Origin of the sequence: Arthrobacter sp. AOP36-A1-22 (assembly GCF_052377615.1) — a bacterium.
In the GTDB taxonomy this organism is placed as follows: Bacteria; Actinomycetota; Actinomycetes; order Actinomycetales; family Micrococcaceae; genus Arthrobacter_H.
The window spans coordinates 43,983-67,154 of sequence record NZ_JBQSWX010000016.1; the positions used below are offsets into that span (position 1 = coordinate 43,983).

A 23,172-nucleotide genomic window follows, 5' to 3' on the forward strand; every position below is an offset into this window, starting at 1 on the left:
TTCAGGATCCATGAGAAGAAGCCCCGTCCACGGACGGGGCTTCTTCTGTGTCCGGGGCCGAAGTGCCGGCCCGCGGTCAGGGGACTACTGTTCGTCCTCTTCGAGAGGTTCGACGTCGTCCGCCGAATCGGGGATCCGGGGGATGGTTCCCGTCGTGGTCGGCATGACCGGGGTCAGGACCGAAGCGTAGTCATGTTCGGTGGAGTAGTGCAGGAACCCCAGGTGCGCTTCGTAGCGGTCGAGCACGTCGTTGATGATCTGCTGTTCGGTCAGGCCCATCAGGTCATAGCCCTCCGTTCCCGTTTGGGTGAAGACCTCCAGACGGTAGTAGATGTCGATCTGTCGCGACATGCTGCGTCCGCCGAACATCGGGGCCGGCGCCTCGACCGCCGCGACCTGGTAGTGGAAGTTCCGGTGGTCCTCCATGTTCACCAGCAGGGTGTGCTCGCTGATCCCGGTGTCGGCGTTGGGGGAGGAGGTCAGTTCGGCGTCGTAGCCCAGGCCGTTGAACTCCGTGACCACCTCCTGCAACGCCGGTTCCACCACCCTGTCCGCGAACTGGGCGACCGCCTTCTTCGAGGGGTAGGAGCGCAACTGAGCCAGACGCTGACGCCAGGTCTTTTCGGGGGTCTGACCGCCATGGACGGCCATGGAGCGGCGGCGCCGCACCTGCCCCTCGCGTTCGGCCCGCTCCATCCGCAGCACCTTGGAGAAGGAGGCCATGACCAGATAACTGATGATGGTCACCGGCAGCGCGAAGATCAGCGTCGCATGTTCCATGGTCGCCACCCCTCCGGCGACGATCATCGAAACCGTCAGGACCGCGGTGAGCACGGCCCAGAAGATCCGTAGCCATTTGGCCCCGTCCACCGAGGGATCGGGGATCGACGAGGAGAAGTTGGCCATCACCATGGCCCCGGAGTTGGCGCTGGTGAGATAGAACAGCATGCCCGACAGGGTGGCCAGACCGATCAGGAAGGGGGCGCCGGGGAACATCTCCAATAATGCATACCAGCCGTGCTCGGGACTATCCATGGCCAGTTCGGCGAAGTCCCTGTTGCCCTCCAACACCTGGCGCAGGGCACTGTTGCCGAAGATCGTGACGATGAAGAAATCGCACAGCACCGGGGCGGTGATCGCGGCGATCACGAATTCGCGCAACGTGCGCCCCCGGGAGATCCGGGCCAGGAACAGCCCGACGAAGGGACCCCACGCGAGCCAGAAGGCCCAGAAGAACAGGGTCCAACTTCCCATCCACTCACTGCCGCCATCGGTATAGGCGAAGGTCTTCAACGTGCGTTCGGGCAGCGTCAGGACGAATCTGCCGATGTTCTCCACCATCGCATTGAGCAGGAAGGCGGTCTTACCGGTGATCAGGATGTAGAGCATCATGGCCCCCGCGGCCCAGAGGTTGAGCTCCGAGATCAGCCTGATCCCCTTGTCCACCCCCGAGGCGCAGGCGGCCACCGTCATGATCACGGCCACCAGCACCAGGGCGATCTGCAGGGCCAGCCCCTCTTCGATTCCCAGCAGCCAGGCGAAACCGACGTTGAGCAGGACCACCCCGATGCCCATCGAGGTGGCCACGCCGAAGACGGTGCCCACGAGGGCGAAGATGTCGATCACGTCGCCGGTGGCCCCACGGACCCGTTTGCCCAGGAGCGGATACAGGACCGCCCGGATCGACAGGGGCATTCCCCAGCGGTAGGCGAAGTAGCCCATGGCCATGCCCAACAGGGCGTACATCGACCATCCGGCGATCCCGTAGTGGAACATGGTCCAGATGACCGAGTCATGGAGGGCCTCGGCGGATTCGGGGGTGGCCGAGGGCGGGGTGATGAATTGGGTGATCGGGCCGGTGACCGAATAGAAGAGCATGTCGATGCCGACCCCGGCGGCGAACAGCATGGCCACCCAGGTGAAGAGATTGTACTGCGGACGGGCATGATCCGGTCCCAACCTGACCCCGCCCTCCTTGGAGAGCGCCACCCAGAGGACGAAGAGGATGACCAGGGTGATCGTGAGGACGTAGAACCAGCCGAGATTGGTCGAAATCCAGGTCACGGCGGCCTGCATCGTCGCCGAGGCCTGATCCGGCAAGGCCATCGCCCAGCAGGAGAATCCCAGGATGATCGCCGAGGAGATGATGAAGACGCGCTAGTTCACCCGTGGGCCGCGGTGCTCGGAGAGTTCGACGGGCCCCTTGCTCATCTCGCTGCTGGAGATCGGGGGACGCATCGGGTCGGTATCGGGTCCCCTGCGGCGGCCGGTTATGCCGAAACGACTGCGATCAATCCGGGGGCGGGGTGCGTCGGTCGAACCCTTCGGGGGTTCTTCTGCGTCAGACAATCAGTACTCCTTCGCCTCGGGACCATGACTAGGTTCGTCCCTCGATGCAATGGATGTGTTCTCCCACGACGAGGAGACAGCGTGGTTACGGCCGGGTATCGACACACGGCGTCCCCATGCTAGCGCGATGCCAGCCGCCCCCGGTACTTGAACCGGCGAACGTGAGTAGGGCATGTTTTGCTGCAGGCCGGTCCCACAACGGTCTTCGAGCAGGTCGGGGCGGTGGCGTCCTAGGCCCTTCCGAGAGCGGAAGCGAGTTGGGCCGACCAGACGGCAACCACGTGGCCTCGACGATGCGAGTCATTGCGCGGCGTATCTGCCAGCCCCAAGCCTCGTGCCATGTCAAGGGTGCCCTGGATGAGCCCGCGGATGGCGGGATCGCTGTCGTCGACGTCTAGCAGCCGTACGGCCATCCGGTGCATGTCGCGCCCGAGTTTCCGTTCCAAGGGGAAGATCCGCACGAACGCGGTCAAGACCCATATTCGGTGAAGCAGCCGGTGGATGGGGCGCCCTGCTGCCGGAAGCCGTGGCGGACGGCATGACGAAAGGCCCGGAGCAGCAATGAACTGCTCCAGGCCTTCCATGGGATGGGCCTAGAAGAGCTGGCGCCAGTTCGTGGCAGCCAGGTCCAGCAGTTCGTCGCCCCGGCCGGACATGACCGTGCGCACGGCGTAGAGGGCGAATCCCTTGGCCTGCTCGGCCGTGACATTCGGTGGCATGGTCAGTTCCTGGCGCGCCGTGACGATATCGACGAGTGCTGGTCCGTCATGGGCGAGGGCCTTCTTCAGCGCCGCATCCAGATCCGCCGAGCTTTCGACCCGGATCCCCAGGATCCCGACGGCGTTGGCCACGTCGGCGAAGTTCGGGTTCTCCAGATCCGTGGCGTAATTCACGAATCCGGCTGCCTTCATCTCCAGCTCCACGAAGTTCAACGAGGAGTTGTTGAAGACCACCATCTTCACCGGCAACCTGGACTGCACCACCGTGAGCAGCTCGCCCATGAGCATCGACAACCCGCCGTCACCACACATGGCAACGATCTGCCGGTCCGGGGCTGCGGCCTGGGCTCCGATGGCCTGGGGGAGCGCGTTGGCCATGGACCCGTGGGCGAAGGAGCCGAACAGGCGCCGACGCCCGTTCATCGTCAGGTAGCGGGAGGCCCACATGACCGGGGAGCCGACATCGGGGATGAACACGGCGTCGTCGGAGGCGTGCCGATCCAGGGAGCGGGCCACGAACTGCGGGTGCAGCGGTTTGCCTTTACGCGTCTTCGTGGCCAGGTCGTCGAGCTTCTCGCGGGTCTTGCGGTAATGCTTCTGCGCGTCCTTGAGGTGGGACCTGCGGGACTTGCGTTTGAGCATCGGCAGCAGGGCCGTAGCGGTATCGGCCACCGACCCCACCAATCCGAGGTCCACCGGGGTGCGGCGACCGAGCTGCTCGCCCCGGATATCGACCTGGATGATGCGGGCCTTGGAGGGGAAGAACTGCTGGTAGGGGAAATCGGTGCCCAGCATCAGCAGGGTGTCGGCGTCCTCCATGGCCCGGTAGCCCGAGGCGAAACCGAGCAGCCCGGTCATGCCGACGTCGAATTCATTGTCGTATTCGATGTGTTCCTTGCCACCCAGGGCGTGGACGATGGGCGCGCCCAGGGTGTCCGCCAGGCCCACCACCGCGTCGTGGGCTCCTGCCACGCCCGCGCCGGCGAGGATGGTGACCTTGGACCCGGCGTTGAGGATCCCTGCGGCCTCGTCGAGTTCCTCCCTCGAGGGCACCACCACGGGGTTGGCGCGGCGAATGTGGGTGATGCGTTCGTTGGTCGCCGGCGCCAGGGCCACGTCACCGGGAATGACCAGCACGGCCACACCACGCTTTTCGATCGCCGTCCGCATGGCGATTTCCATCAAACGGGGCATCTGGTCGGGGGTGGAGACCATTTCGGTGAAGACCGAGCACTCGCTGAACAGGTCCTGGGGGTGGGTTTCCTGGAAGTAGTTGCTGCCGATCTCCGCGCTGGGGATGTGGGCGGCGATGGCGAGCACCGGCACGCGGGACCTGTTGGCCTCGTAGAGCCCGTTGATCAGGTGCAGGTTGCCCGGCCCGCAGCTGCCGGCGCAGACGCCCAGGCGCCCGGTCATGGTTGCCTCGGCCCCGGCGGCAAAGGCAGCGGCCTCTTCGTGGCGGACGGTGGACCAGATAATGTTCCCGTCCTTGCGCAGGGCATCGGTGATCCCGTTGAGCGAATCTCCCGGGACGCCGTGGATTCGTTGGACGCCGTTGGCCCGGAGGGTGGCGATCATGTGTTCTGAGACCGTGGTCATGTCAGGTGGGTTCCTTCCGCTGAGGTTGAATCCAGCCTACCGCCGAGCCTTCGACCGCGGCCTTCCAGAATGGGTGGCGACACGCCGTCGCCGAACGACACACCAGCTGTTTGGTTGTGGGCATCTTCCATGCACAGGCTGTGGACGGATGGGCCCGAACCCCGGATTCGTGCGGCAATTAGGGATGCGTTTCTCCACACCCGCTGTGGACTAAGGGAGTGGGGAATGACATACTTGTAAGACAACATATAGGGGTTGCTTGCTGTTCCTTGTACTACATGTAGTATTGAAATCTCAGGAAGCGCCCCACGGGGCGGGAACGGTTTCCACTCCCGCCAACGCTCGGATGGCCCGCTTTCGGACCCCCGGGAATCCGGGACAGACAACGAAGATGACCACATATTTTGTACGAGGGGATCAATGCCATGACCGTCACGGTTTATACCAAGCCAGCATGCGTGCAGTGCAACGCCACCTACCGGGCGCTGGACAAGAAGGGCATTGCCTACCAGAAGGTCGATATCTCCCAGGACGCGGAGGCCCTCGAACGTGTTCGGGCCCTCGGCTACATGCAGGCCCCCGTGGTCATGACCGAAGCCGACCACTGGTCAGGCTTCCGCCCGGACAAGATCGAGGAACTGGCCGTGGCCGCCTCGAGCGTTGCCTGAGGCGACACCACCCATCACCAGCAGTTGGAGGCCGGTCTCATGTCTGGCGACATCGCGGTGGATGAGCGGACCACGAGTCCGGCCACCGCAAACACCACGAACAGTTCCCTGATCTACTTCTCCTCCGTTTCCGGATACACGAAACGGTTCATGGAGAAACTGGGACTCGATGCGGCGAAGATTCCCCTCTATGCCAGCGAACCAGAGCTGCTGGCCACCGAACCGTATGTCCTGGTTCTGCCCACCTACGGTGGGGAGAAGGGAGAGCGGTCGATTCTGCCGCAGGTGATCCGGTTCCTGAACAACGAGGGGAACCGGCAGCTGCTACGCGGCGTCATCGGCGCCGGCAACACAAACTTTGGAACCACCTACTGCTTGGCGGCGGACAAGATCTCCGCCAAGTGCTCGGTTCCCGTGCTATATCGTTTCGAACTCATGGGGACGTCGGAGGACGTCACCCGTGTACGCCAAGGATTGGAAGAGTTTTGGACACCACAGTCGCAGAGCCAACCGTGAAGACAGATACCAAGGAGGTCCCCGAGGCCTTCCAGGGGTTGGGCTACCACGAGCTCAACGCCATGCTGAACCTCTATGACAAGGACGGGAAGATCCAGTTCGCCGCGGATCGTGCGGCGGCGCGGCAGTACTTCCTGCAGCACGTGAACAACAACACGGTCTTCTTCCACGACCTGGACGAGAAGCTCGAGTACCTCGTGAAGCACGAGTACTACGAGCGCGAGACCATCGACCAGTACACGATGAACTTCGTGCGTGGTCTCTACGCGCATGCCTATAAGAAGAAGTTCCGCTTCGAGACCTTCCTGGGCGCCTTCAAGTTCTATACCTCCTACACGCTGAAGACGTTCGACGGGAACCGTTTCCTGGAGCGTTACGAGGACCGCGTGTGCATGGTCGCCCTGCACCTGGCCCGCGGCAACGAACAGCTCGCCACCCAGCTGGTCGACGAGATCATGGATGGCCGCTTCCAGCCGGCCACCCCCACCTTCCTGAACGCCGGCAAGGCCCAGCGCGGCGAGCTGGTTTCCTGCTTCCTGCTGCGCGTCGAAGACAACATGGAGTCCATTGCCCGTGGCATCAACTCCTCGCTCCAGCTCTCCAAGCGCGGGGGCGGGGTGGCCCTGTCGCTGACGAACATCCGCGAGCACGGTGCCCCGATCAAGCAGATCGAGAACCAGTCCTCCGGCGTCATTCCGGTGATGAAGCTCCTTGAAGACAGCTTCTCCTACGCGAACCAGCTCGGGGCCCGCCAGGGGGCAGGCGCCGTCTACCTGCACGCCCACCACCCGGACATCTACCGCTTCCTCGACACCAAGCGGGAGAACGCCGATGAGAAGGTCCGCATCAAGACCCTCTCGCTAGGCGTGGTCGTCCCGGACATCACCTTCCAGCTGGCCCAGACGAACGAGGACATGTACCTCTTCTCGCCCTACGACGTCGAGCGCGTCTACGGCATCCCCTTCTCCGACGTCTCCGTCACGGAGAAGTACTACGAGATGGTCGACGATTCCCGGATCAAGAAGACCAAGATCAACGCCCGCGAGTTCTTCCAGACCCTCGCGGAGATCCAGTTCGAATCGGGCTACCCGTACGTGATGTTCGAAGACACGGTGAACCGGGCCAACCCGATCAAGGGCAAGGTCATCATGAGCAACCTCTGCTCGGAGATCCTGCAGGTTTCCTCGCCGTCGGTGTACAAGGAGGACCTTGGCTACGAGGAGATCGGCAAGGACATCTCCTGCAACCTGGGCTCGTTGAACATCGCCAAGGCGATGGATTCCCCCGACCTGGGTGCCACGGTGGAGACCGCCATCCGCGCGTTGTCCGCCGTATCGGATATGTCCTACATCGGTTCGGTTCCTTCGATCGCCGAGGGGAACAAGGCCTCGCACGCCATCGGCCTGGGTCAGATGAACCTGCACGGCTATCTGGCACGGGAGCACGTCCACTACGGCTCCGAAGAGGGCCTGGACTTCACCAACATCTACTTCTACACGGTGCTCTTCCACGCGTTGAGCTCCTCGAATAAGTTGGCCATGGAAACGGGTGAGACCTTCGGTGGGTTCGAGGATTCGAAGTACGCCTCGGGCGAGTTCTTCGATAAGTACACCCAGGCCGAATGGGTTCCGCAGACCGAAAAGGTCCGCGAGCTCTTCGCCAACGTGCACATCCCGACCCAGCAGGACTGGGAGCAGCTGAAGGCCTCGGTCATGGAGCACGGTATCTACAACCAGAACCTGCAGGCCGTCCCGCCGACGGGCTCGATCTCCTACATCAACAACTCGACCTCCTCGATCCACCCGGTGGCCGCGAAGATCGAGATCCGCAAGGAAGGCAAGCTGGGCCGTGTCTACTACCCGGCTCCGTACCTGACCAACGAGAACCTGGATTACTACCAGGATGCCTACGAAATCGGTTACGAAAAGATCGTCGACACGTACGCGGCCGCGACCCAGCACGTCGACCAGGGCTTGTCGCTGACGCTGTTCTTCAAGGACACCGCCACGACCCGCGACATCAACCGGGCGCAGATCTACGCCTGGCGCAAGGGCATCAAGACGCTCTACTACATCCGTCTTCGCCAGCTCGCGCTGGAAGGCACGGAGGTTGAGGGCTGCGTGTCCTGCGCCCTGTAGCAGCAGGCGCTGAATCACCCTCGTCCCACCATCGGGATGCCGGAGGCCGGCATCCGGGACACACCGGACCGGGACGACGGCGGGGAAACCCAGCCGTCGTCCCGGCCACCGATCACATAGGCAACCCGCATCAGAAAGTCAGGGGATGAAATGACCGACCAGGTCAAGCTGCAGCATCACGTCGAGGCCATCAACTGGAACCGCATCCAGGACGAGAAGGACGTCGAGGTGTGGAACCGCCTCGTGAACAACTTCTGGCTGCCGGAGAAGATCCCGCTGTCCAACGACGTCCAGTCCTGGAACACGCTCACCGAGGACGAGAAGCTGCTCACCATGCGCGTCTTCACGGGGCTGACCCTGCTGGACACGCTGCAGGGCACGGTCGGGGCCGTCTCGCTGATCCCGGATGCGCTCACGCCGCACGAGGAAGCCGTCTACACGAACATCGCGTTCATGGAGTCGGTCCACGCCAAGAGCTACTCCTCGATCTTCTCCACACTGGCCTCGACCAAGGAGATCGACGAGGCGTTCCGCTGGTCCCTCGAGAACGTGAACCTGCAGAAGAAGGCCTCAATCATCGAGGCCTACTACTACGGTGAGGATCCGCTTAAGCGCAAGATCGCCTCGACGCTCTTGGAGTCCTTCCTGTTCTACTCGGGCTTCTACCTGCCGATGTACTGGTCCTCACGGGCCAAGCTGACCAACACGGCCGACCTGATCCGTCTGATCATCCGTGACGAAGCCGTCCACGGCTACTACATCGGCTATAAGTTCCAGAAGAACCTGGAAGGCCTGAGTGAAGAGCGCAAGACCGAGTTGAAGGACTACACCTTCGAGCTGCTCTACGAACTGTATGAAAACGAGGTGCAGTACACCCACGATCTGTACGACAGCGTGGGCCTGAGCGAGGACGTCAAGAAGTTCCTGCACTACAACGCCAACAAGGCGCTGATGAACCTGGGTTACGAAGCGATGTTCCCGTCCTCGGTGACGGACGTGAACCCGGCCATCCTCTCGGCCTTGAGCCCCAACGCGGACGAGAACCACGACTTCTTCTCCGGCTCGGGATCCTCCTACGTGATCGGCAAGGCCGTGAACACCGAAGACGAGGACTGGGACTTCTAACCACATCGGCAGATGCTGCACGAACTGTTCGAAGGGCTCCGGCGCCACTGCGCCGGAGCCCTTCGACGTTACCGATCCGATCCGGGCGGGGCTCATCGGCTCCGGGCGGGGATATCGTGCCGGGATGGCCGAGGGTGCCGCGTCCCACACCGTAGGAGGCAATCCACGGCAAGGGCCAGCAGCGCACCCACCACATAGGCGGGTGGATCGGTCAGTGAGAAGGTCGTCCCCAACACCAGACGCATCGGTGGGACGATGGCGGAGAGGGCCCCGGGAAGCCCGGTCAACTGGAGCAGCTCGACGGCGCAGCTGATGGCTAAGGCGATGGCCGCCAGGCGGACAGGACGCCAGCCGGGCCGCAGGAGGCCCACCAACAGGTAGACCAGGACCGTGTACAAGACGCCGCCGGCGGCGTCGGCGAATCCCCCGTGGAGCAGGAAACGGGCCGCCAGACCGGCCGCGATGACGCAGGCCGCGGCCACGCCCAGGGTCAGGCGGCGTGGCCCGAAGGTCGGAGCAGGACCGGGCAAAGACATGGAGGAAGTCTATCTCCGGGCCTGCGACGGTAGGCTCGAAGCATGAGTACAGCACTGCAGCGATCCGTTGTTCTCGAGAACGGGTTCGCCCGGAATTTCCCCGAGCTCTCCATCCCCTGGAAAGCCGAAGAACCCCCGGCGCCGGAACTACTGGTCCTGAATGAACGCCTGGCCCGGGAGCTCGGGCTGGACCCCGAATACCTACGCAGCGCCGAGGGGATCTCCGTGTTGACCGGGGCCCATCCACCCGAGGGGGCGACACCTGTCGCCCAGGGATACGCAGGACACCAGTTCGGTTCCTACTCCCCGCGCCTTGGAGACGGCCGGGCCCTGTTGCTGGGCGAATTGCGTGACGCCGAGGGGAACCTCCGTGATCTGCACCTGAAGGGCTCGGGCCGGACCCCCTTCTCCCGGGGTGGTGACGGCTTCGGGGCCGTGGGGCCCATGCTGCGCGAATACATCCTCAGCGAGTCCCTGCACGCGTTGGGGATCCCCACCACGCTCTCACTCGCGGTCACCGCCACCGGTCATGACGTGCTGCGCGAGAGCCGGCTGCCCGGCGCCGTGCTGACCCGCGTCGCCTCCAGCCATCTGAGGGTCGGCTCCTTCCAATATGCCAGGGCCTTGGGGGACCCGGATCTGCTGCACCGGCTGGCCGAAGTTGCCATGGCCCGCCACCATCCGGAGGCGGCCGACGCCGAGCGGCCCCATCTGGCCTTGTTCGACGCGGTCGTTGCCGACCAGGCCGCGTTGATCGCGCAATGGATGCTGGTGGGCTTCGTCCACGGGGTGATGAACAGCGACAACATGACCATCTCGGGGGAAACCATCGACTATGGCCCCTGCGCGTTCATCGATGCCTTCGATCCCGCCGCGGTCTTCAGCTCCATCGACGGGCAGGGGCGCTATGCGTACCGCAACCAACCGGTCATGGCCGAATGGAACCTGGCGCGCCTGGCCGAGGCCATGCTGCCGCTCTTCGATGACGACGAGGACCAGGCCGTTGAACTGGCCATGGAATCGTTGCGCACCTTCAGGACCCGCTACAGCGAGGCCTGGTCGGCGGGCATGTTCGAAAAGCTCGGCCTGCCCCCGGCCACCGGGGTGGAGCGCGAGGACCAACCGGCCCACGAAGTCGTCCACGCCACGACCGAACTACTCACGACCAGCGGAGCCGACTACACCTTGTTCTTTCGCGCGTTGGCGGGGGTGGCCCGAGGCGACCGGGAACCCGCTCGGGCCTTGTTCACCGACCCGGCACCCTTTGATGCCTGGGCCGAGACCTGGCTGGCCTTGGGGCCCGATGCGACGGGAATGGACCTGATCAACCCCGCCTACATCCCGCGCAACCATCTGGTGGAAGAAGCGCTCGACGCCGCCACCGACGGGGACCTGGGGCCGCTGAACAGGCTTCTGGAAGCCGTATCGGCCCCTTATGAGGTGCGTCCGGGCCTGGAACGTCTTGCCGTCGGTGCCCCCACGGACTCCGGGCCGTACGTCACCTTCTGCGGTACCTGAGACCCACGGCTGAGGGGCCGCCGTAGCCGGTACGGCGTCGCGAGGGTCGACCGATAGGGTGGAACGGTGAGCGCTGACCTCCGAGGCGCTGAAAGGATCCCTTCATGACTGCTTCGACCATCGGCCACCAGGACCGCCCGGATGCTTCCGGAACCCATCTGCTCGAAATGCCGGACGGTTCCCGGCCTTCCAGCTTCTATGTTCCGCTGGGCCAGGGCCGCTACCGTTCCACCATCCACACCCAGGGTGCCTGGAACGAACATGAGCAGCATATGGCCCCGGCCACCGGCCTCCTGGTGCGTGAACTCGAACTATTCCAGCCCCGCGAGGACATGCGCATGGCCCGCGTCAGCCTGGATATCCTAGGGATCATCCATGGTGGAGACGTGGAGATCACCACCACCATGATCAGGCCCGGCAAGACCATCGAACTGGTCGAGGCGCAAATGGTCTGCCAAGGCAGGACCGCCATCGTGGCCCGGGGCTGGAGGCTGAAGACCCACGATTCGACTCAGGTCGCCGGCGTGGAGGATCCCGAGGTCTCCCATCCCGAGGAACTGCCCGTCTGGGACGGAATGGCCATGTGGCCCGGCGGCTACATCGAGCAGTTGGAGCTGCGGGTCGAACCCGGACACCGGTTGGGCAAGGGGGTCGTCTGGCTGCGGAACCCGCAACAGATGGTCGACGGCTTCGAGACCCCCGATATGGTGCGGTTGCTGGGCATGGTCGATACGGCCAACGGGGTCGCACCGAGGGTGGCCCCGGGACCGGAATCGTGGATGTTCCCCAACGTGGACCTGCAGATCCACATGTATCGCCGTCCGGTGGGTCAATGGCTGGGCATCCAGTCGCAGCAGACCTACGGTGCCGACGGCATCGGCCTGACGTCGGCGGTGCTGCACGATGTCGAGGGGCCCTTCGGCCGCAGCGAGCAGATCCTGACCGTACGCCCGATGCCCAGCCGCTGATCCGGGGGGCAGCTCAGGCGGCAGCAAGCATCGAACGGATCCTGGGTTTGGGGGTCGGAATGAATCCGGCCTCCAGATAGCGACGGCGTATCCAGCCCTCGGCCCGGTACAACGCCCAGCCCCGACGCAGCAGGAACGGCAGTGGCTTACGACGTTCCCGGACATCGCGCACCAACCGGCGTACCGCCGTCGTGATCGGGGAGACGTCGATGTAGTAGGCCCGGACGTCCACCCCGTGGTCGATCAGCGGGGCACGGATCTCATCGACGAAGATCCCTTCGGCCACGACGGGACCGCCGGCCATGGTCACGGTGGAATAGCCGGAGTAGCTGGATGTGGAAATCGAATAATGCGGGACTTCCATGCTGCCGGTGCGTAGCAGACGCAGGACGGAATCGACCGCGGCGTCGCAGTTCCAGGTTCCGGGATGGTCCCAGTCGACCTCGCCGTAGGCGGTGTGGGGCAGCGGGCTGTGCGGGGAATCCTCGGCCAGCTCACGGTAGAAGTTATCCAACTCGATATGCGGGCGGCCATAGCGCTCGGCGAGGTAGGACTTCCCGGATCCGGAGGAGCCGCCCAGGAGGATCAATGTCAGGGTTGGTTCAGGCACGACCCCCATTATTCATGCGGACCGCCCACAACTAGAATCGACACCATGACTTCCTGGAATCCCACCGCGCATCAGCCCCTGACCGTGTGGCGTTCCGAGGCGGTCGGGGACCCCGAATCCGACCTGCTCGAAGGAATCCGGCTTCTTGAACGGGTCCGTGACGGGGAGAGCGGGCCGACCCTGCGTCTCTACCGACCCGAACCCACCGTGGCCTTCGGCCAACGGGACATCAGGCTTCCCGGATATGGGCAGGCCACCGCTTCGGCTCGTCGTCTGGGCTTCGCCCCCGTGGTACGCAAGGCGGGCGGCCGGGCCGCGGCCTACCACCAGGGCACGTTGATCGTCGATCATGTGGAACCCGCGGGGGAAGCGATGCTCGGTCATCAGGACCGTTTCAGGATCCTGGGGGAGCTCTACGCCCGGGCACTGGGGGACCTGGGCATCGAGGCCGAGGTGGGGGAGATCCCCGGGGAATACTGTCCCGGGGAATTCAGCGTCCATGGCCGGCCGGGCCCCGGCTCCCGGACGACCTCCCCGGTCAAACTCGTGGGCACCGCCCAACGCGTGGTCTCCGGTGCCTGGTTGTTCGCCAGTGTGTTCGTCGTCGAGGACTCCGCCCCGCTGCGCGCCGTCCTGGAGTCCGTCTACGCGGATATGGGATTGGATTTCGACCCGACGACGGCTGGAGCCGCTGAGGACCTGGTTCCTGGAACCACGGTGGAAGCCGTTGAACAGGCGCTGCTGCAGGCCTACGCCCGGCACACCACCGTGGTTGATCCGCAGCAGCCACTGGTCGGTTAGGCCTTCCCCCCGACTCGGCCCCCACAAGCGCGCCCCGGCCTCCGTTGTACACAACAGGGCACGACGCTTCCGCGGACCGGGACCGCTCCTTCGATGCTGGTGTCCAGGCACCGGTGCTCCGACGGGGAGACCGGTGTCGCAAGGAGGCATCATGTGCAGGAGCTGCAGCATTACGGCCAGGGGGCTCGACGGAACCGGGGCGCCTCGGCCGGGGGACTGGTTCATTGAACACGCCATCGGACGCCGCGGGGTCCCGGTGGCCTACACGGTGGGGTTGACCGGGATCCAGCAACCGGAGCTGATCATCCGCGAGATGGGATTTTCGCTCGGACACCGGATCCTGCATGAACTGATCGCCACCGTCCTGGCCGGTTCCCTCCGACTGGAACCGGGGTCGACGAGCTTGGGCGAAGGCCAGGGCCTGCTGCTGCGCCGCTATGCCCACAGCATCGAACTGACCGAAGCCATCCTGCGATACGAGGGAATCATCAACGTGCTCCAGGTCGTGCCGGTCCCGTTCAGGGCCTCCTCCGCCCGATCGATGCGTCCGGCTTCGGCGGCTGCCGGGCCGGAAGGGGAAGTGGTTCCGCTGGGGAGCGTGGCCCGCCGACACCGGTTACTGCGGCGTCAAACAGGAGCCTAGGACCAGGGCGACCGGTGAAAAAGCGCGTGGCGGGAACCCCTGGGGATTCCCGCCACGCGCTGTCTTCGTCGGCGGGCCTGCCGGCCTGCCGTTGTTGGTTATTCCTCGATCTGGTCCAGCCACTCCTGCAACTGCGGGGCTTCGGCGGCGACGCTGGTGGCGTCGCCGTGCCCGGTGTTCACGATGGTGTTCGGCGGCAGCACCAGCAGCCGGTCGCGGATGGATTCCACGATCGTCTTGTAACTGGAATAGCTGCGACCGGTGGCCCCGGGCCCGCCGCTGAACAGCGTGTCCCCGGAGAAGAGCGTGTCCAGCTCCTCGGCGTAGAAGCAGGTGGAACCGGGGGAGTGGCCGGGGGTGTGGATGGCCCGCAACGTGGTGCCGGCGATGTCGAAGGTATCGCCATCGGCAATGCGTTCATCCGGCGTCGTCCCCGGGAACACGTCTTCCCAGAGCATCTGGTCCTCGGGATTCATGTAGATCGGGGCGTTGACCATTTCGGCGAAATCGCGGGCATAGCGGATGTGGTCGTCGTGCCCATGGGTGAGCAGCACGGCGGTGACCTTGCGGCCACCGACTGCTTCAACGATCGCTGCCGGCTTATGCGCCGGATCGATCACGAGGACTTCGGCTTCATCACCGATGATCCATACGTTGTTGTCCACATCCCAGGTCCCGCCGTCGAGGCTGAACGTTCCGGAGGTCACCAGGTTTTCGATCTGTGCCGGCATTAGAGCTCCACCACCGAACGCAGCACGGTGCCGTCATGCATCTTCTCGAAGGCAGCCTCGATGTCCCCCAGACCGATGCGTTCGGTGACGAACGCATCCAGATCCAGTCGTCCGAGCTTGTATTGTTCGACCAACATGGGGAAGTCGCGGGAGGGCAGGCAATCGCCGTACCAGGAGGACTTCAGTGAACCGCCACCGCCGAAGACATCGGCCAGCGGCAACTCGAGTTTCATCTCCGGCGTCGGAACGCCGACCAGAACCACGCGGCCGGCCAGGTCACGGGCGTAGAAGGCCTGCCGATAGGTTTCCGGACGCCCGACGGCCTCGATGACGAGATCGGCGCCGAAGCCACCGGTCAGTGCCTTGATGGCTTCTACCGGGTCCTTCTCCTTGGAGTTGATCCCGTGCGTGGCTCCGAGCTCGACGGCCATGTCGACCTTGGACTGATCGATGTCCACGGCGATGATCGTGGTGGCACCGGCCAGCTTCGCGCCGGCGATGGCGGCGATGCCGACCCCTCCGCACCCGATGACCGCGACGGATTCGCCGCGCTTGACCTCCCCGGTGTTGATCGCCGCACCAATACCGGCCATGATGCCGCAGCCCAGCAGGCCCACGGCAGCTGGATCGACGTCGTCATCGACCTTGGTGCATTGGCCGGCGGCAACCAGGGTCTTCTCCGCGAAGGCCCCGATGCCCAGCGCGGGGGAGAGCTCCGTGCCATCTTCGAGGGTCATCGGCTGATCGGCGTTGGCTGTATCGAAGCAGTACTGCGGCTGGCCCTTGGCGCAGGCCCGGCATTCGCCGCAGACGGCCCGCCAGTTCAAGACGACGCGATCGCCGACCTCGACGTTGGTCACGCCTTCCCCGAGCTGGCTCACGACGCCTGTGGCCTCGTGTCCGAGCAGGTACGGATACTCGTCGCCGATGCCGCCGAGCTTATAGTGCAGGTCGGTGTGACAGACCCCGCAGGTGAGGATGTCCACGACCGCTTCGCCGGGACCGGGATCCGGAACGACGATCGTCTCGATTTCCACCGGTGCGTCCTTGGCCTTGACGACTACAGCCTTGACCTTTTGTGCCATGGTTTCCATCCTCTCGGCCGTGTCCAGCACGGCCCATCCAATTCAGAAAAAAGGTGCCCACGCGGAAAAACCGCGGGCACCTTTCATCCTGTCATAGAGCCGCTAGAGACGCTCGCGCACCTGTTCAATTCGGGGGTTCGTGACGGCCGAACCATCGGAGAAGATCAAGGTGGGGACCGTCTGGTTACCGCCGTTGAACTCCTCGACGATCTCGGCGGTTCCCGCGACGTCCTCGATGTTGACCTCCCGGTAGGAGATGCCATCGGCGTCCATGGCCTTCTTCAGGTTCCTGCAGTATCCGCACCAGGAGGTGGTGAACATGGTGACGGCCCCGGCTTCGGGGATGTATTCCTCGGTCTTCAAATCAGTCATATCCAGCACAACCGGCACTATGAGATCCTTATTCCATGTGCGGACGATACGTAATGGCCCGGGCCATCGGCGATCTGGTGGCCGAAGCCGAAGCGGAAGCAGATGACGCGCTGCAACTGCGCAAATCATGGAACGTCGCCCCGACCACCGATGTGCCGATCGTCTTGGAGCGACTCCTGGACGATGAAGTCGTCCGGCAGGTGCATGTGGCTAAATGGGGTCTGGTCCCCAGCTGGGCCAAGGACCCCTCGGTGGGGGTCAGGGCCTTCAACGCCCGCAGCGAAACGGTCCTGGAGAAACCCACCTTCCGCGCCGCCATCAAGGCCCGCCGCTGTGCCGTCCCCGTCGAGGGATACTACGAGTGGAAGAAGTCCGGGACGGGCAAGACCGCTTCCAAGCGTCCGTATTTCGTGCACCGGGAAGACGACTCGCTGATCTTCTTCGCCGGCATCTACGAATGGTGGAAGGATCCCACGAAGGCGGAGGACGATCCGGAACGTTGGCTGCTCAGCTGCAGCATCCTCACGATGGCCTCACCCGAGGAAACGGGCGAATCCGAAGTACTCGACGAGCTGCACGGCCTGCACGACCGGCTGCCCATTCCCCTGGACCGGGCGGCGATGTCCGAATGGTTGAACCCCGGCGACCGGGAAGCCGGCCCACTGGTCGAACAGGTCAGGGACGAAGCCCATGAGGTCGCCGGTGGCTGGTCCCTCCGTGAAGTCGGCTCCGCCGTGGGCAACGTGCGGAACAACGGCCCCGAACTCATCGAGCCGGTCGAGGATCTTTTCGCGGAGTAATCCGGGGTGGGAACGGACCAACCATCAGTGGCCGATTGCTCAAAAGCGGGGTCCCCTATGATGTTCACCATGACTTTGGCGTGGAACGAAACACCCCCGATCCTGAGGGGCTCGACGGACGGCGGGGAAGGGATCATCTTGCGTCCCTGGAGCCGCGGGGATACGGAATCGATTCACCGGGCGTGCCAGGACCCCGAAATCATCCGCTGGACGACCGTGCCGCATCCATACACGCAGGAGCACGCGGCCTCATTTGCGGATCACTCCGCAATGACCTGGAACGAACGGACCGGAGCACCTTTTGCCGTGGTCGATGAAACGACGGATGCCGTACTCGCCTCTTGTGGACTGGTTGATGTCGATCCGGCCAACTCCACGGTGGAAGTGGGGTATTGGGTGGCCCCATGGGCGCGCGGTCGCGGGGTGGCCACTGCCGCAGCCAGGGCAGTGACCCGGTGGGCAATAGAAGAGCTGGGCGCCCAACGGGTGAGCCTCGAGGCCGCATCGGCAAACATCGGCTCCCAAAAGGTGGCACTCAATGCCGGGTTCACCCGCGAAGGGCTCCAACGCTCCAAAACGGCACGATCCGGCGAACGCCATGACATGGTGCTGTTCTCGCTCCTGCCTGGAGAAGGAAGGCCCTGACGCGGCTGCCTGCCTGGTGAACAGCAGGTTCCTCCCGAATCATCTGGACGACGTTGCTGTGCCCTTTTTCGGGGGCCTGTTGCCTGCTGCGCGCACTAGCTTCGGCATGCAGGAGGTTCCCCGGACCGGTTCGAGACGGCCCTGCGAGTGGGCTTGAACCTCGGGGGCAGCAGCCTTCGATCAGCACCACCAACGGATACCTCCACCCACGAGACCCAAAGTGTCGTACATACTTTCTAGTCTGATCTTGCTTAGTACAAAGTTTCGAATAGAATGGAGTGGTCGTCGTGCACAGGCAGTTTCGCGGCCCCTCCCATCGTGTAGGGCTCCGGGACCAATGCCGTCGTCCGGGGCGATTTGGAGGTATCAGATGGGGCTTTTCACCCAGTCAGTCGACGTGGAATGCAGTACCGCGGGGCTACCCTTGCGGATGCGGTGGCAGGGGCGGGAATACCGTGTTGCCGCCGACCCCGTGCGCTGGTTTGAACGCCGTCGCTGGTGGGCCGAAGAGGTCCGCGCCGAACGCGGTCGCGGCCCGGGACTCGTGGACCACGAGATCTGGCGGCTCCAGGTCAGACTCGCCGGCAAGGGGCCGCTACTGACCTTCGAGGTCTCCCGTGACGTGGAGAGCGGGCGCTGGCGGCTCATCCGGATCCACGATGCCCTGCTGGAGAGCGCATGACTTTTACCCATCTGAACGTGGCTTCTGCGTTCAGTGCCCATTACGGGGTCTCCTGGCCGCAGGACCTGGCCCTGAGGGCTGCCTCCGAGGGGGCCGACGCGCTGGCCACCACCGAACGCGATGGCCTGTATGGGGCCGTCAAACACCTCAAGGCCTGTCGGGACACCGGGCTGGATCCGATCCTCGGGGTGAACCTTGCCGTGCTGGGCCCCGCGGCCGATGACCCCCGTCCTCCTCCGGGGCATGCCGCCCGGGGGCGTCCGGGGCCCCAGGTGCAGGGGCGGATCGTCGTGCTGGCCAAAGGACACTGCGACGGGGCCGGGTACCGTGCCCTCTGCCGACTGGTCTCCCTGGCCCATGAGGGAACCTCGGCGCACCGGGGCGTCAGCGGACGCAAACCGGTCGGGGTGACCCACGCGGAGCTGGCCGCCTGCGCCACCGACCCGGAGGCCGGCACGGTGCTGAAGGTCCTGCTGGGACCGGATTCCGACGTCGGACAGGCGGCCCTGCGTCGTGAACTCCCGCGCGCCAGGACCGCGCTGGCCGGATGGCTGCAGGCGGTGGGCCGGGACGTGGTGTGCCTGGAGCTGGTCACCCATATGAACACCCCCGGTGAGCGGCTCAGCACGGCGCATTCCATCCGGATGCTGCGTACGGCCCAGGCCCTGCACGTCCCCGCCCTGCTCACCAACGCCGTGCGCTACGCGGTCCCCGACGGGGCCGCCACTGCCGACGTCCTGGACTCCGCCCGCGCCCTGAGCTCGCTGGAAACCCTCAGGGACCTGCAACCAAACGGTCAGGGGTGGCTCAAAAGCCCCGGGAGGATGCACGCCTTGGCCCGGGAAATCGCCCGGGAGGCGGGGGAGGGGAAAGTCGCCGGGGAACTGCTGGGCAACACCGCGGCGATGGCCGACTGGGCACGGATGGACCCGGTGGACGACGCCGGCTGGGGAATCCCCGTGGTCCCCGAAGCCAGCGTGATCGGCATCAGCGGCCACCCCGACGCGGAGCTGGCGGCACGCTGCGAAGCAGGCATCACCCGCCTGATTCCGCAGGACGCCGCTTCCCGTACGCTGCGCGATCGACTCGCCATGGAACTGGAAACCATCTCGGACCTGGGGTTCAGCACCTACTTCCTCACCGTGGCCGAGGTCAGCTCGATGATCACCACCCTGGGCGTGCGCAATGCCGCCCGGGGGTCCGGGGCCTCCTCGCTGGTGAACTTCCTCCTGGGCATCAGCCATGTGAACCCGCTGGCGCACGACCTGCTCTTCGAGCGCTTCCTGTCCCGGGAACGGACGACCCTTCCCGATATCGACATCGACGTCGAATCCGCCGAGCGTCATCGGGTCTATGAGCACATCTTCGAGCGGTTCGGCTCCGGGAGGGTGACCCTGATGAGCATGCAGAACGGATACCGGGCCCGGGGTGCCGTCCGGGACGCGGGGCAGGCGCTGGGCATGGGGGACGGGGATCTGGACGTCATCGCCAAACAGTTGTGGCGTTTCTCGGCCAGCAACTTCCGCGAGGCCCTGGAGGAGAAGCCGGAGCTGCGCCCCTTTGCCGAACGGATGGGGGCCGAGAAGCAACTGGACCTGCTGGTGGACCTGACCGAACGGCTGGACCGGCTGCCCCGCCACATCTCCATGCATCCCTGCGGGGTGATCCTGGGGGACAACACCCTGCTGGACCGGACCCCGGTCCAGCCCAGCGGACTCGGGTTGGCGATGAGCCAATTCGACAAGCACGACATGGATCCCATGGGCATGCTCAAACTCGACGTGTTGGGGGTGCGCATGCAATCGGCGATGGCCCATGCGGTCTCCGAAGTCGTCAGGATCCATGGGGACGGGGAGGCGGTCGCGCGCGCCGGGGCCCACCCGAGAACACCCGACGGGGAGCTTCCGGAGTATCTGGATAGCGACGGGACCATCGACCTGCAGCGGGTCCCGCTGGATGACGAACCGACCTTCGAGCTCATTTGCACCACCGACACCCTGGGTTGCTTCCAGATCGAATCCCCCGGGCAGCGTGAACTGATCGGCAAGCTGGCGCCACGCCGATTCAACGACATCATCATCGACATCTCGTTGTTCCGGCCCGGGCCCATGCAATCGAACATGGTCAAGCCGTATCTGGAGAACCGGCACGGATTCGCGGTCGAAAGCTATCCGCACCCCGATCTCAAACCTGCCCTGGCCGAGACCCACGGGGTCACGGTCTTCCACGAACAGGTGCTGCGGATCTTCGACGTGATGACCGGGTGCGGGCTGGCCAAGGCCGATGTGTATCGGCGGCTGCTGGGCAACGAGCAGGCCGAACCGCGGGTGGAGGAACTCTACCGTTCCCGCGCCCTGGCGAGGGGCTATCCGTTGGCCGTGATCGACGAGGTCTGGACGACGTTGAAGGCCTTCGGCTCCTTCGGCTTCTGCAAGGCCCATGGCGCGGCCTTCGCCGTACCGACCTACCAGTCGGCCTGGCTGAAGGCCCACCACCCCGAGGCGTTCCTGGCCGGCATCTGGGAACACGACCCCGGGATGTATCCCAAACGGTTGCTGGTGGCCGAGGCACGGCGGATGGGCATCCCCATCCTGCCCTTGGACATCAACAACTCCGATGCCTCCTACCGGGTCGAACGCATGAAGGGACTGCTCCCCCCGGCCACGGTGCCCCCCGTCTACCGGGCCCCGGGGACGATGCCTGCCGGACGGTTGGGCATCCGGCTGTCCTTGAGCGGGATCCACGGGGTCTCAGGGACCGAGGTGAAGCGGGTCGTGGCCGGTCGGCCCTACGACTCACTGGCCGATGTACGTGACCGGTCGGGGCTGAGCCGGTCCTCGTTGCGCACCTTTGCCGCGCTGGGGGCGTTCGATTCCCTGCAAAAAGCGGCTGGACGCGGCAACCGCGCGGATCTGATGCTCCACCTGACCGCCCGGACCGCCAAGACGCTGCCCCCACGGCACCGGCCCATCCCGGGACAGCTGTCCTTGCCGATGGGTGATGTGGAACTGGGCGGGTTGGCCGTGGGGGAGGCCGAACAGAGCATGGAGGAGACCGTCCGCACCGAATTGGATCTGATGTCGGTGGACGTCAGCGGCCACCTGATGTCCTCGCACGCCCCGATACTGGGGAAGCTGGGGGCGACCCATGCCGAGGACCTGCTGGGACTGCGCAACGGAACGGAGGTGCTGGTTGCCGGTGTACGGGTCGCCACGCAGACACCGCCGATGCGTGGCGGTCGACGGGTTGTGTTCATCTCCCTGGACGACGGGACCGGTTGCGTGGACTGCACCTTCTTCCACGAAGCCCAGCAGAACTCCGGGCCGCTGCTGTTCTCCACCCGGCTCCTGCTGGTGCACGGGATCACCCGTCGGACGGGTCCCCGCGGCATCACCCTGCAGGCCCTGCAAGCCTGGGATCTTGCCGACCAGGCCACCCTGCCGGGGCCGGGGCACCTGAATGACCCGAACCGAGTCAGCGATAAGCGTCCACCTGCCACGGCGAAGACCGCCACCAGTGGCGAGGACACCTCGTTGCTGGCCATCCGGATGCAGGACGAAGGCCTGGACAACCGGCTGCCCGGTGAACTTCCGGAGGGTTGGCCGGAATTCGACGTCGGATCATGATCCGGTCAGCCCAGCACGACCAGGGCACCATCCCGTCTCGCCGTGCGAATGAATGGAACTACTCCTCACCCACAGTGCTCTCCGCCAACTCGTGGATTGACTCAGCCGGAACAAGGTCGGGCCGTGAAGGCATGCTCTTCGCCACGGTGAGCAGGATCGCGGAGTTCTCGACGGCTTCCAGCGAGTGGGCCGCGGCGGGAATGACCAGCAGGTCACCGACCCAGCCGAAGGACTTCCGTCCACCGGAGTGCAGGACGACCCGACCGGAAAGCACGTGCACACTGGCCTCACCCGGGCTTTCGCCCACGTCCAAGGATTCCCCGGCCCGCATCCCGATGACCGTTTGGCGCAGCATCCTGTCGTGCCCACCGAGCACCGTAGCCGCACTACGACCGCTCGTGCCCGTCATTGCGTGTTCCAACTCATGACGTGCCAACGCCGTCAACGATGTTTTCCGTCTCATGCCAACCTCCGCGCTCAACCGGGTTCACCTGCTTTGACCGTCTCACAAGGCTAACCCGGAACCAGTTGCAAGAGCAGGGGGTAGATCGTCATCGCCGTAATGTCCGCCCCAGCACGTCGGGTGGGCCCCGAGGGCGGGGCGCTGGTGGGTGTCCTGTTTCGGGGTCTCCACGCCCGGGAAGCCGGGACCATGCCTCCCTTGGCGATCACCGACGAATCCGGCGCCCTGGTGGGCAGGATCAATATCAATGGCATCACCCGCGGCACGCTGGAATCGGCAAGCCGGGGGTTCTGGGTCGGACAGGAACACCAGGGGCCGGCTTGGCCACCCGGGCGGTCGCCGAAGCCCGGGCCCACTCCTTCGATGGGCTGGGCCTGCACCGTCTCCAGGCGGAAACACTGGTGCACAACCATGCCTACCAGCGCGTCCTGACCCGTAACGGCTTCACCCGGCATGGGAGGGCCTCCGGATACCTGAAGATCGCTGGGCGGTGGCAGGACCACCTGATGTATCAGGTGCTGTGCACGGTTTGATCGCAGGAAATCGGCGGTCGCTGATCCGACCTCCTGGTGTTTGCT

At 64.8% G+C, this 23,172-nt stretch carries 23 protein-coding genes; 13 read left to right on the forward strand and 10 right to left on the reverse strand.

From position 1 onward, the window contains the following. Nucleotides 1-84: 84 nt before the first annotated feature. The 4 genes from betT to poxB all read right to left on the reverse strand — a co-directional run bounded on the left by betT (nt 85) and on the right by poxB (nt 4,667). Nucleotides 85-2,148, reverse strand: a complete 2,064-nt coding sequence (gene betT, locus ACT3S2_RS10630; protein WP_444561693.1) for a choline BCCT transporter BetT — start codon at nt 2,146-2,148, stop codon at nt 85-87. A gap of 9 nt (nt 2,149-2,157) precedes the next feature. Next, nucleotides 2,158-2,349 (reverse strand): hypothetical protein, encoded by a 192-nt coding sequence (locus ACT3S2_RS10635; protein WP_444561678.1) that lies wholly within the window; start codon nt 2,347-2,349, stop codon nt 2,158-2,160. Between the two features lie 230 nt (nt 2,350-2,579). Further along, a complete protein-coding gene (locus tag ACT3S2_RS10640; protein WP_444561679.1) occupies nt 2,580-2,822 on the reverse strand; it encodes a hypothetical protein in 243 nt (80 codons plus the stop codon). Nucleotides 2,823-2,942: 120 nt separating this feature from the next. Then, complete coding sequence (gene poxB / locus ACT3S2_RS10645; protein ID WP_444561680.1) at nt 2,943-4,667, reverse strand: ubiquinone-dependent pyruvate dehydrogenase; 1,725 nt, start codon at nt 4,665-4,667, stop codon at nt 2,943-2,945. Nucleotides 4,668-5,092: 425 nt separating this feature from the next. Between poxB and nrdH the strand changes: the two genes are divergently transcribed. The 4 genes from nrdH (at nt 5,093) to nrdF (ending at nt 9,114) form a co-directional block, all read left to right on the forward strand. Then, nucleotides 5,093-5,335: a glutaredoxin-like protein NrdH gene (gene nrdH / locus ACT3S2_RS10650; RefSeq protein ID WP_444553644.1), complete on the forward strand. Its 243-nt coding sequence runs from the start codon at nt 5,093-5,095 to the stop codon at nt 5,333-5,335. 39 nt (nt 5,336-5,374) lie between these two features. Further along, the gene (nrdI, locus tag ACT3S2_RS10655; protein ID WP_444553643.1) at nt 5,375-5,851 is read left to right on the forward strand and encodes a class Ib ribonucleoside-diphosphate reductase assembly flavoprotein NrdI; all 477 of its coding nucleotides are present in this window, start codon (nt 5,375-5,377) and stop codon (nt 5,849-5,851) included. Continuing rightward, nucleotides 5,848-7,989 (forward strand): class 1b ribonucleoside-diphosphate reductase subunit alpha, encoded by a 2,142-nt coding sequence (gene nrdE / locus ACT3S2_RS10660; RefSeq protein ID WP_444553642.1) that lies wholly within the window; start codon nt 5,848-5,850, stop codon nt 7,987-7,989. The genes nrdI and nrdE overlap by 4 nt, the downstream gene beginning before the upstream one ends. A 150-nt stretch (nt 7,990-8,139) precedes the next feature. Further along, nucleotides 8,140-9,114 (forward strand): class 1b ribonucleoside-diphosphate reductase subunit beta, encoded by a 975-nt coding sequence (nrdF, locus tag ACT3S2_RS10665; RefSeq protein ID WP_444553641.1) that lies wholly within the window; start codon nt 8,140-8,142, stop codon nt 9,112-9,114. Between the two features lie 92 nt (nt 9,115-9,206). On the opposite strand, the gene ACT3S2_RS10670 is transcribed toward nrdF, so the two are convergent. Next, a complete protein-coding gene (locus ACT3S2_RS10670) occupies nt 9,207-9,650 on the reverse strand; it encodes a ribosomal maturation YjgA family protein (RefSeq protein WP_444561681.1) in 444 nt (147 codons plus the stop codon). A 42-nt stretch (nt 9,651-9,692) separates the two neighbouring features. Here ACT3S2_RS10670 and ACT3S2_RS10675 point away from each other — a divergent pair, with 42 nt between their 5' ends. Together ACT3S2_RS10675 and ACT3S2_RS10680 are read left to right on the forward strand one after the other, a co-directional pair. Next, entirely contained in the window at nt 9,693-11,168 is a 1,476-nt protein-coding gene (locus ACT3S2_RS10675) for a protein adenylyltransferase SelO (RefSeq protein WP_444561682.1), read from the forward strand. Between the two features lie 167 nt (nt 11,169-11,335). Beyond that, nucleotides 11,336-12,136 (forward strand): thioesterase family protein, encoded by an 801-nt coding sequence (locus ACT3S2_RS10680; protein WP_444553763.1) that lies wholly within the window; start codon nt 11,336-11,338, stop codon nt 12,134-12,136. Nucleotides 12,137-12,149: 13 nt separating this feature from the next. Here the strand turns inward: ACT3S2_RS10680 and ACT3S2_RS10685 are convergent, their stop codons facing one another. Then, nucleotides 12,150-12,755 carry a uridine kinase gene (locus ACT3S2_RS10685; protein ID WP_444561683.1) on the reverse strand — a complete coding sequence of 202 codons (606 nt, stop codon included), beginning with the start codon at nt 12,753-12,755 and terminating at the stop codon, nt 12,150-12,152. Between the two features lie 36 nt (nt 12,756-12,791). Between ACT3S2_RS10685 and ACT3S2_RS10690 the strand changes: the two genes are divergently transcribed. Together ACT3S2_RS10690 and ACT3S2_RS10695 are read left to right on the forward strand one after the other, a co-directional pair. After that, entirely contained in the window at nt 12,792-13,547 is a 756-nt protein-coding gene (locus ACT3S2_RS10690; RefSeq protein WP_444553637.1) for a lipoate--protein ligase family protein, read from the forward strand. Nucleotides 13,548-13,698: 151 nt separating this feature from the next. Further along, nucleotides 13,699-14,190 carry a hypothetical protein gene (locus ACT3S2_RS10695; RefSeq protein ID WP_444553636.1) on the forward strand — a complete coding sequence of 164 codons (492 nt, stop codon included), beginning with the start codon at nt 13,699-13,701 and terminating at the stop codon, nt 14,188-14,190. Between the two features lie 98 nt (nt 14,191-14,288). Here the strand turns inward: ACT3S2_RS10695 and ACT3S2_RS10700 are convergent, their stop codons facing one another. From ACT3S2_RS10700 to ACT3S2_RS10710, 3 genes are all read right to left on the reverse strand, one after another. Beyond that, a complete protein-coding gene (locus ACT3S2_RS10700; protein ID WP_444553635.1) occupies nt 14,289-14,921 on the reverse strand; it encodes an MBL fold metallo-hydrolase in 633 nt (210 codons plus the stop codon). After that, entirely contained in the window at nt 14,921-16,006 is a 1,086-nt protein-coding gene (locus tag ACT3S2_RS10705; protein WP_444553634.1) for an S-(hydroxymethyl)mycothiol dehydrogenase, read from the reverse strand. Before ACT3S2_RS10705 ends, ACT3S2_RS10700 begins: the two co-directional genes overlap by 1 nt. Before the next feature lie 102 nt (nt 16,007-16,108). Next, nucleotides 16,109-16,378: a glutaredoxin domain-containing protein gene (locus tag ACT3S2_RS10710; RefSeq protein WP_444553633.1), complete on the reverse strand. Its 270-nt coding sequence runs from the start codon at nt 16,376-16,378 to the stop codon at nt 16,109-16,111. A gap of 35 nt (nt 16,379-16,413) precedes the next feature. Between ACT3S2_RS10710 and ACT3S2_RS10715 the strand changes: the two genes are divergently transcribed. The 4 genes from ACT3S2_RS10715 to ACT3S2_RS10730 all read left to right on the forward strand — a co-directional run bounded on the left by ACT3S2_RS10715 (nt 16,414) and on the right by ACT3S2_RS10730 (nt 22,131). Further along, entirely contained in the window at nt 16,414-17,178 is a 765-nt protein-coding gene (locus tag ACT3S2_RS10715; RefSeq protein WP_444553632.1) for an SOS response-associated peptidase, read from the forward strand. A gap of 69 nt (nt 17,179-17,247) precedes the next feature. Continuing rightward, nucleotides 17,248-17,823, forward strand: coding sequence for a GNAT family N-acetyltransferase (locus tag ACT3S2_RS10720; protein WP_444561684.1), 576 nt, complete (start codon nt 17,248-17,250; stop codon nt 17,821-17,823). Between the two features lie 370 nt (nt 17,824-18,193). Beyond that, complete coding sequence (locus ACT3S2_RS10725) at nt 18,194-18,505, forward strand: DUF6504 family protein (RefSeq protein ID WP_444553630.1); 312 nt, start codon at nt 18,194-18,196, stop codon at nt 18,503-18,505. Continuing rightward, nucleotides 18,502-22,131, forward strand: a complete 3,630-nt coding sequence (locus ACT3S2_RS10730) for a DNA polymerase III subunit alpha (protein WP_444561685.1) — start codon at nt 18,502-18,504, stop codon at nt 22,129-22,131. Before ACT3S2_RS10725 ends, ACT3S2_RS10730 begins: the two co-directional genes overlap by 4 nt. 58 nt (nt 22,132-22,189) lie before the next feature. On the opposite strand, the gene ACT3S2_RS10735 is transcribed toward ACT3S2_RS10730, so the two are convergent. After that, entirely contained in the window at nt 22,190-22,594 is a 405-nt protein-coding gene (locus ACT3S2_RS10735) for a LuxR family transcriptional regulator (RefSeq protein WP_444553628.1), read from the reverse strand. Here ACT3S2_RS10735 and ACT3S2_RS10740 point away from each other — a divergent pair. Continuing rightward, on the forward strand, nt 22,579-23,127 hold the full coding sequence (locus tag ACT3S2_RS10740; RefSeq protein ID WP_444553627.1) for a GNAT family N-acetyltransferase: 549 nt from the start codon (nt 22,579-22,581) through the stop codon (nt 23,125-23,127). The genes ACT3S2_RS10735 and ACT3S2_RS10740 overlap by 16 nt on opposite strands. The last annotated feature ends 45 nt before the right edge of the window (nt 23,128-23,172 follow it).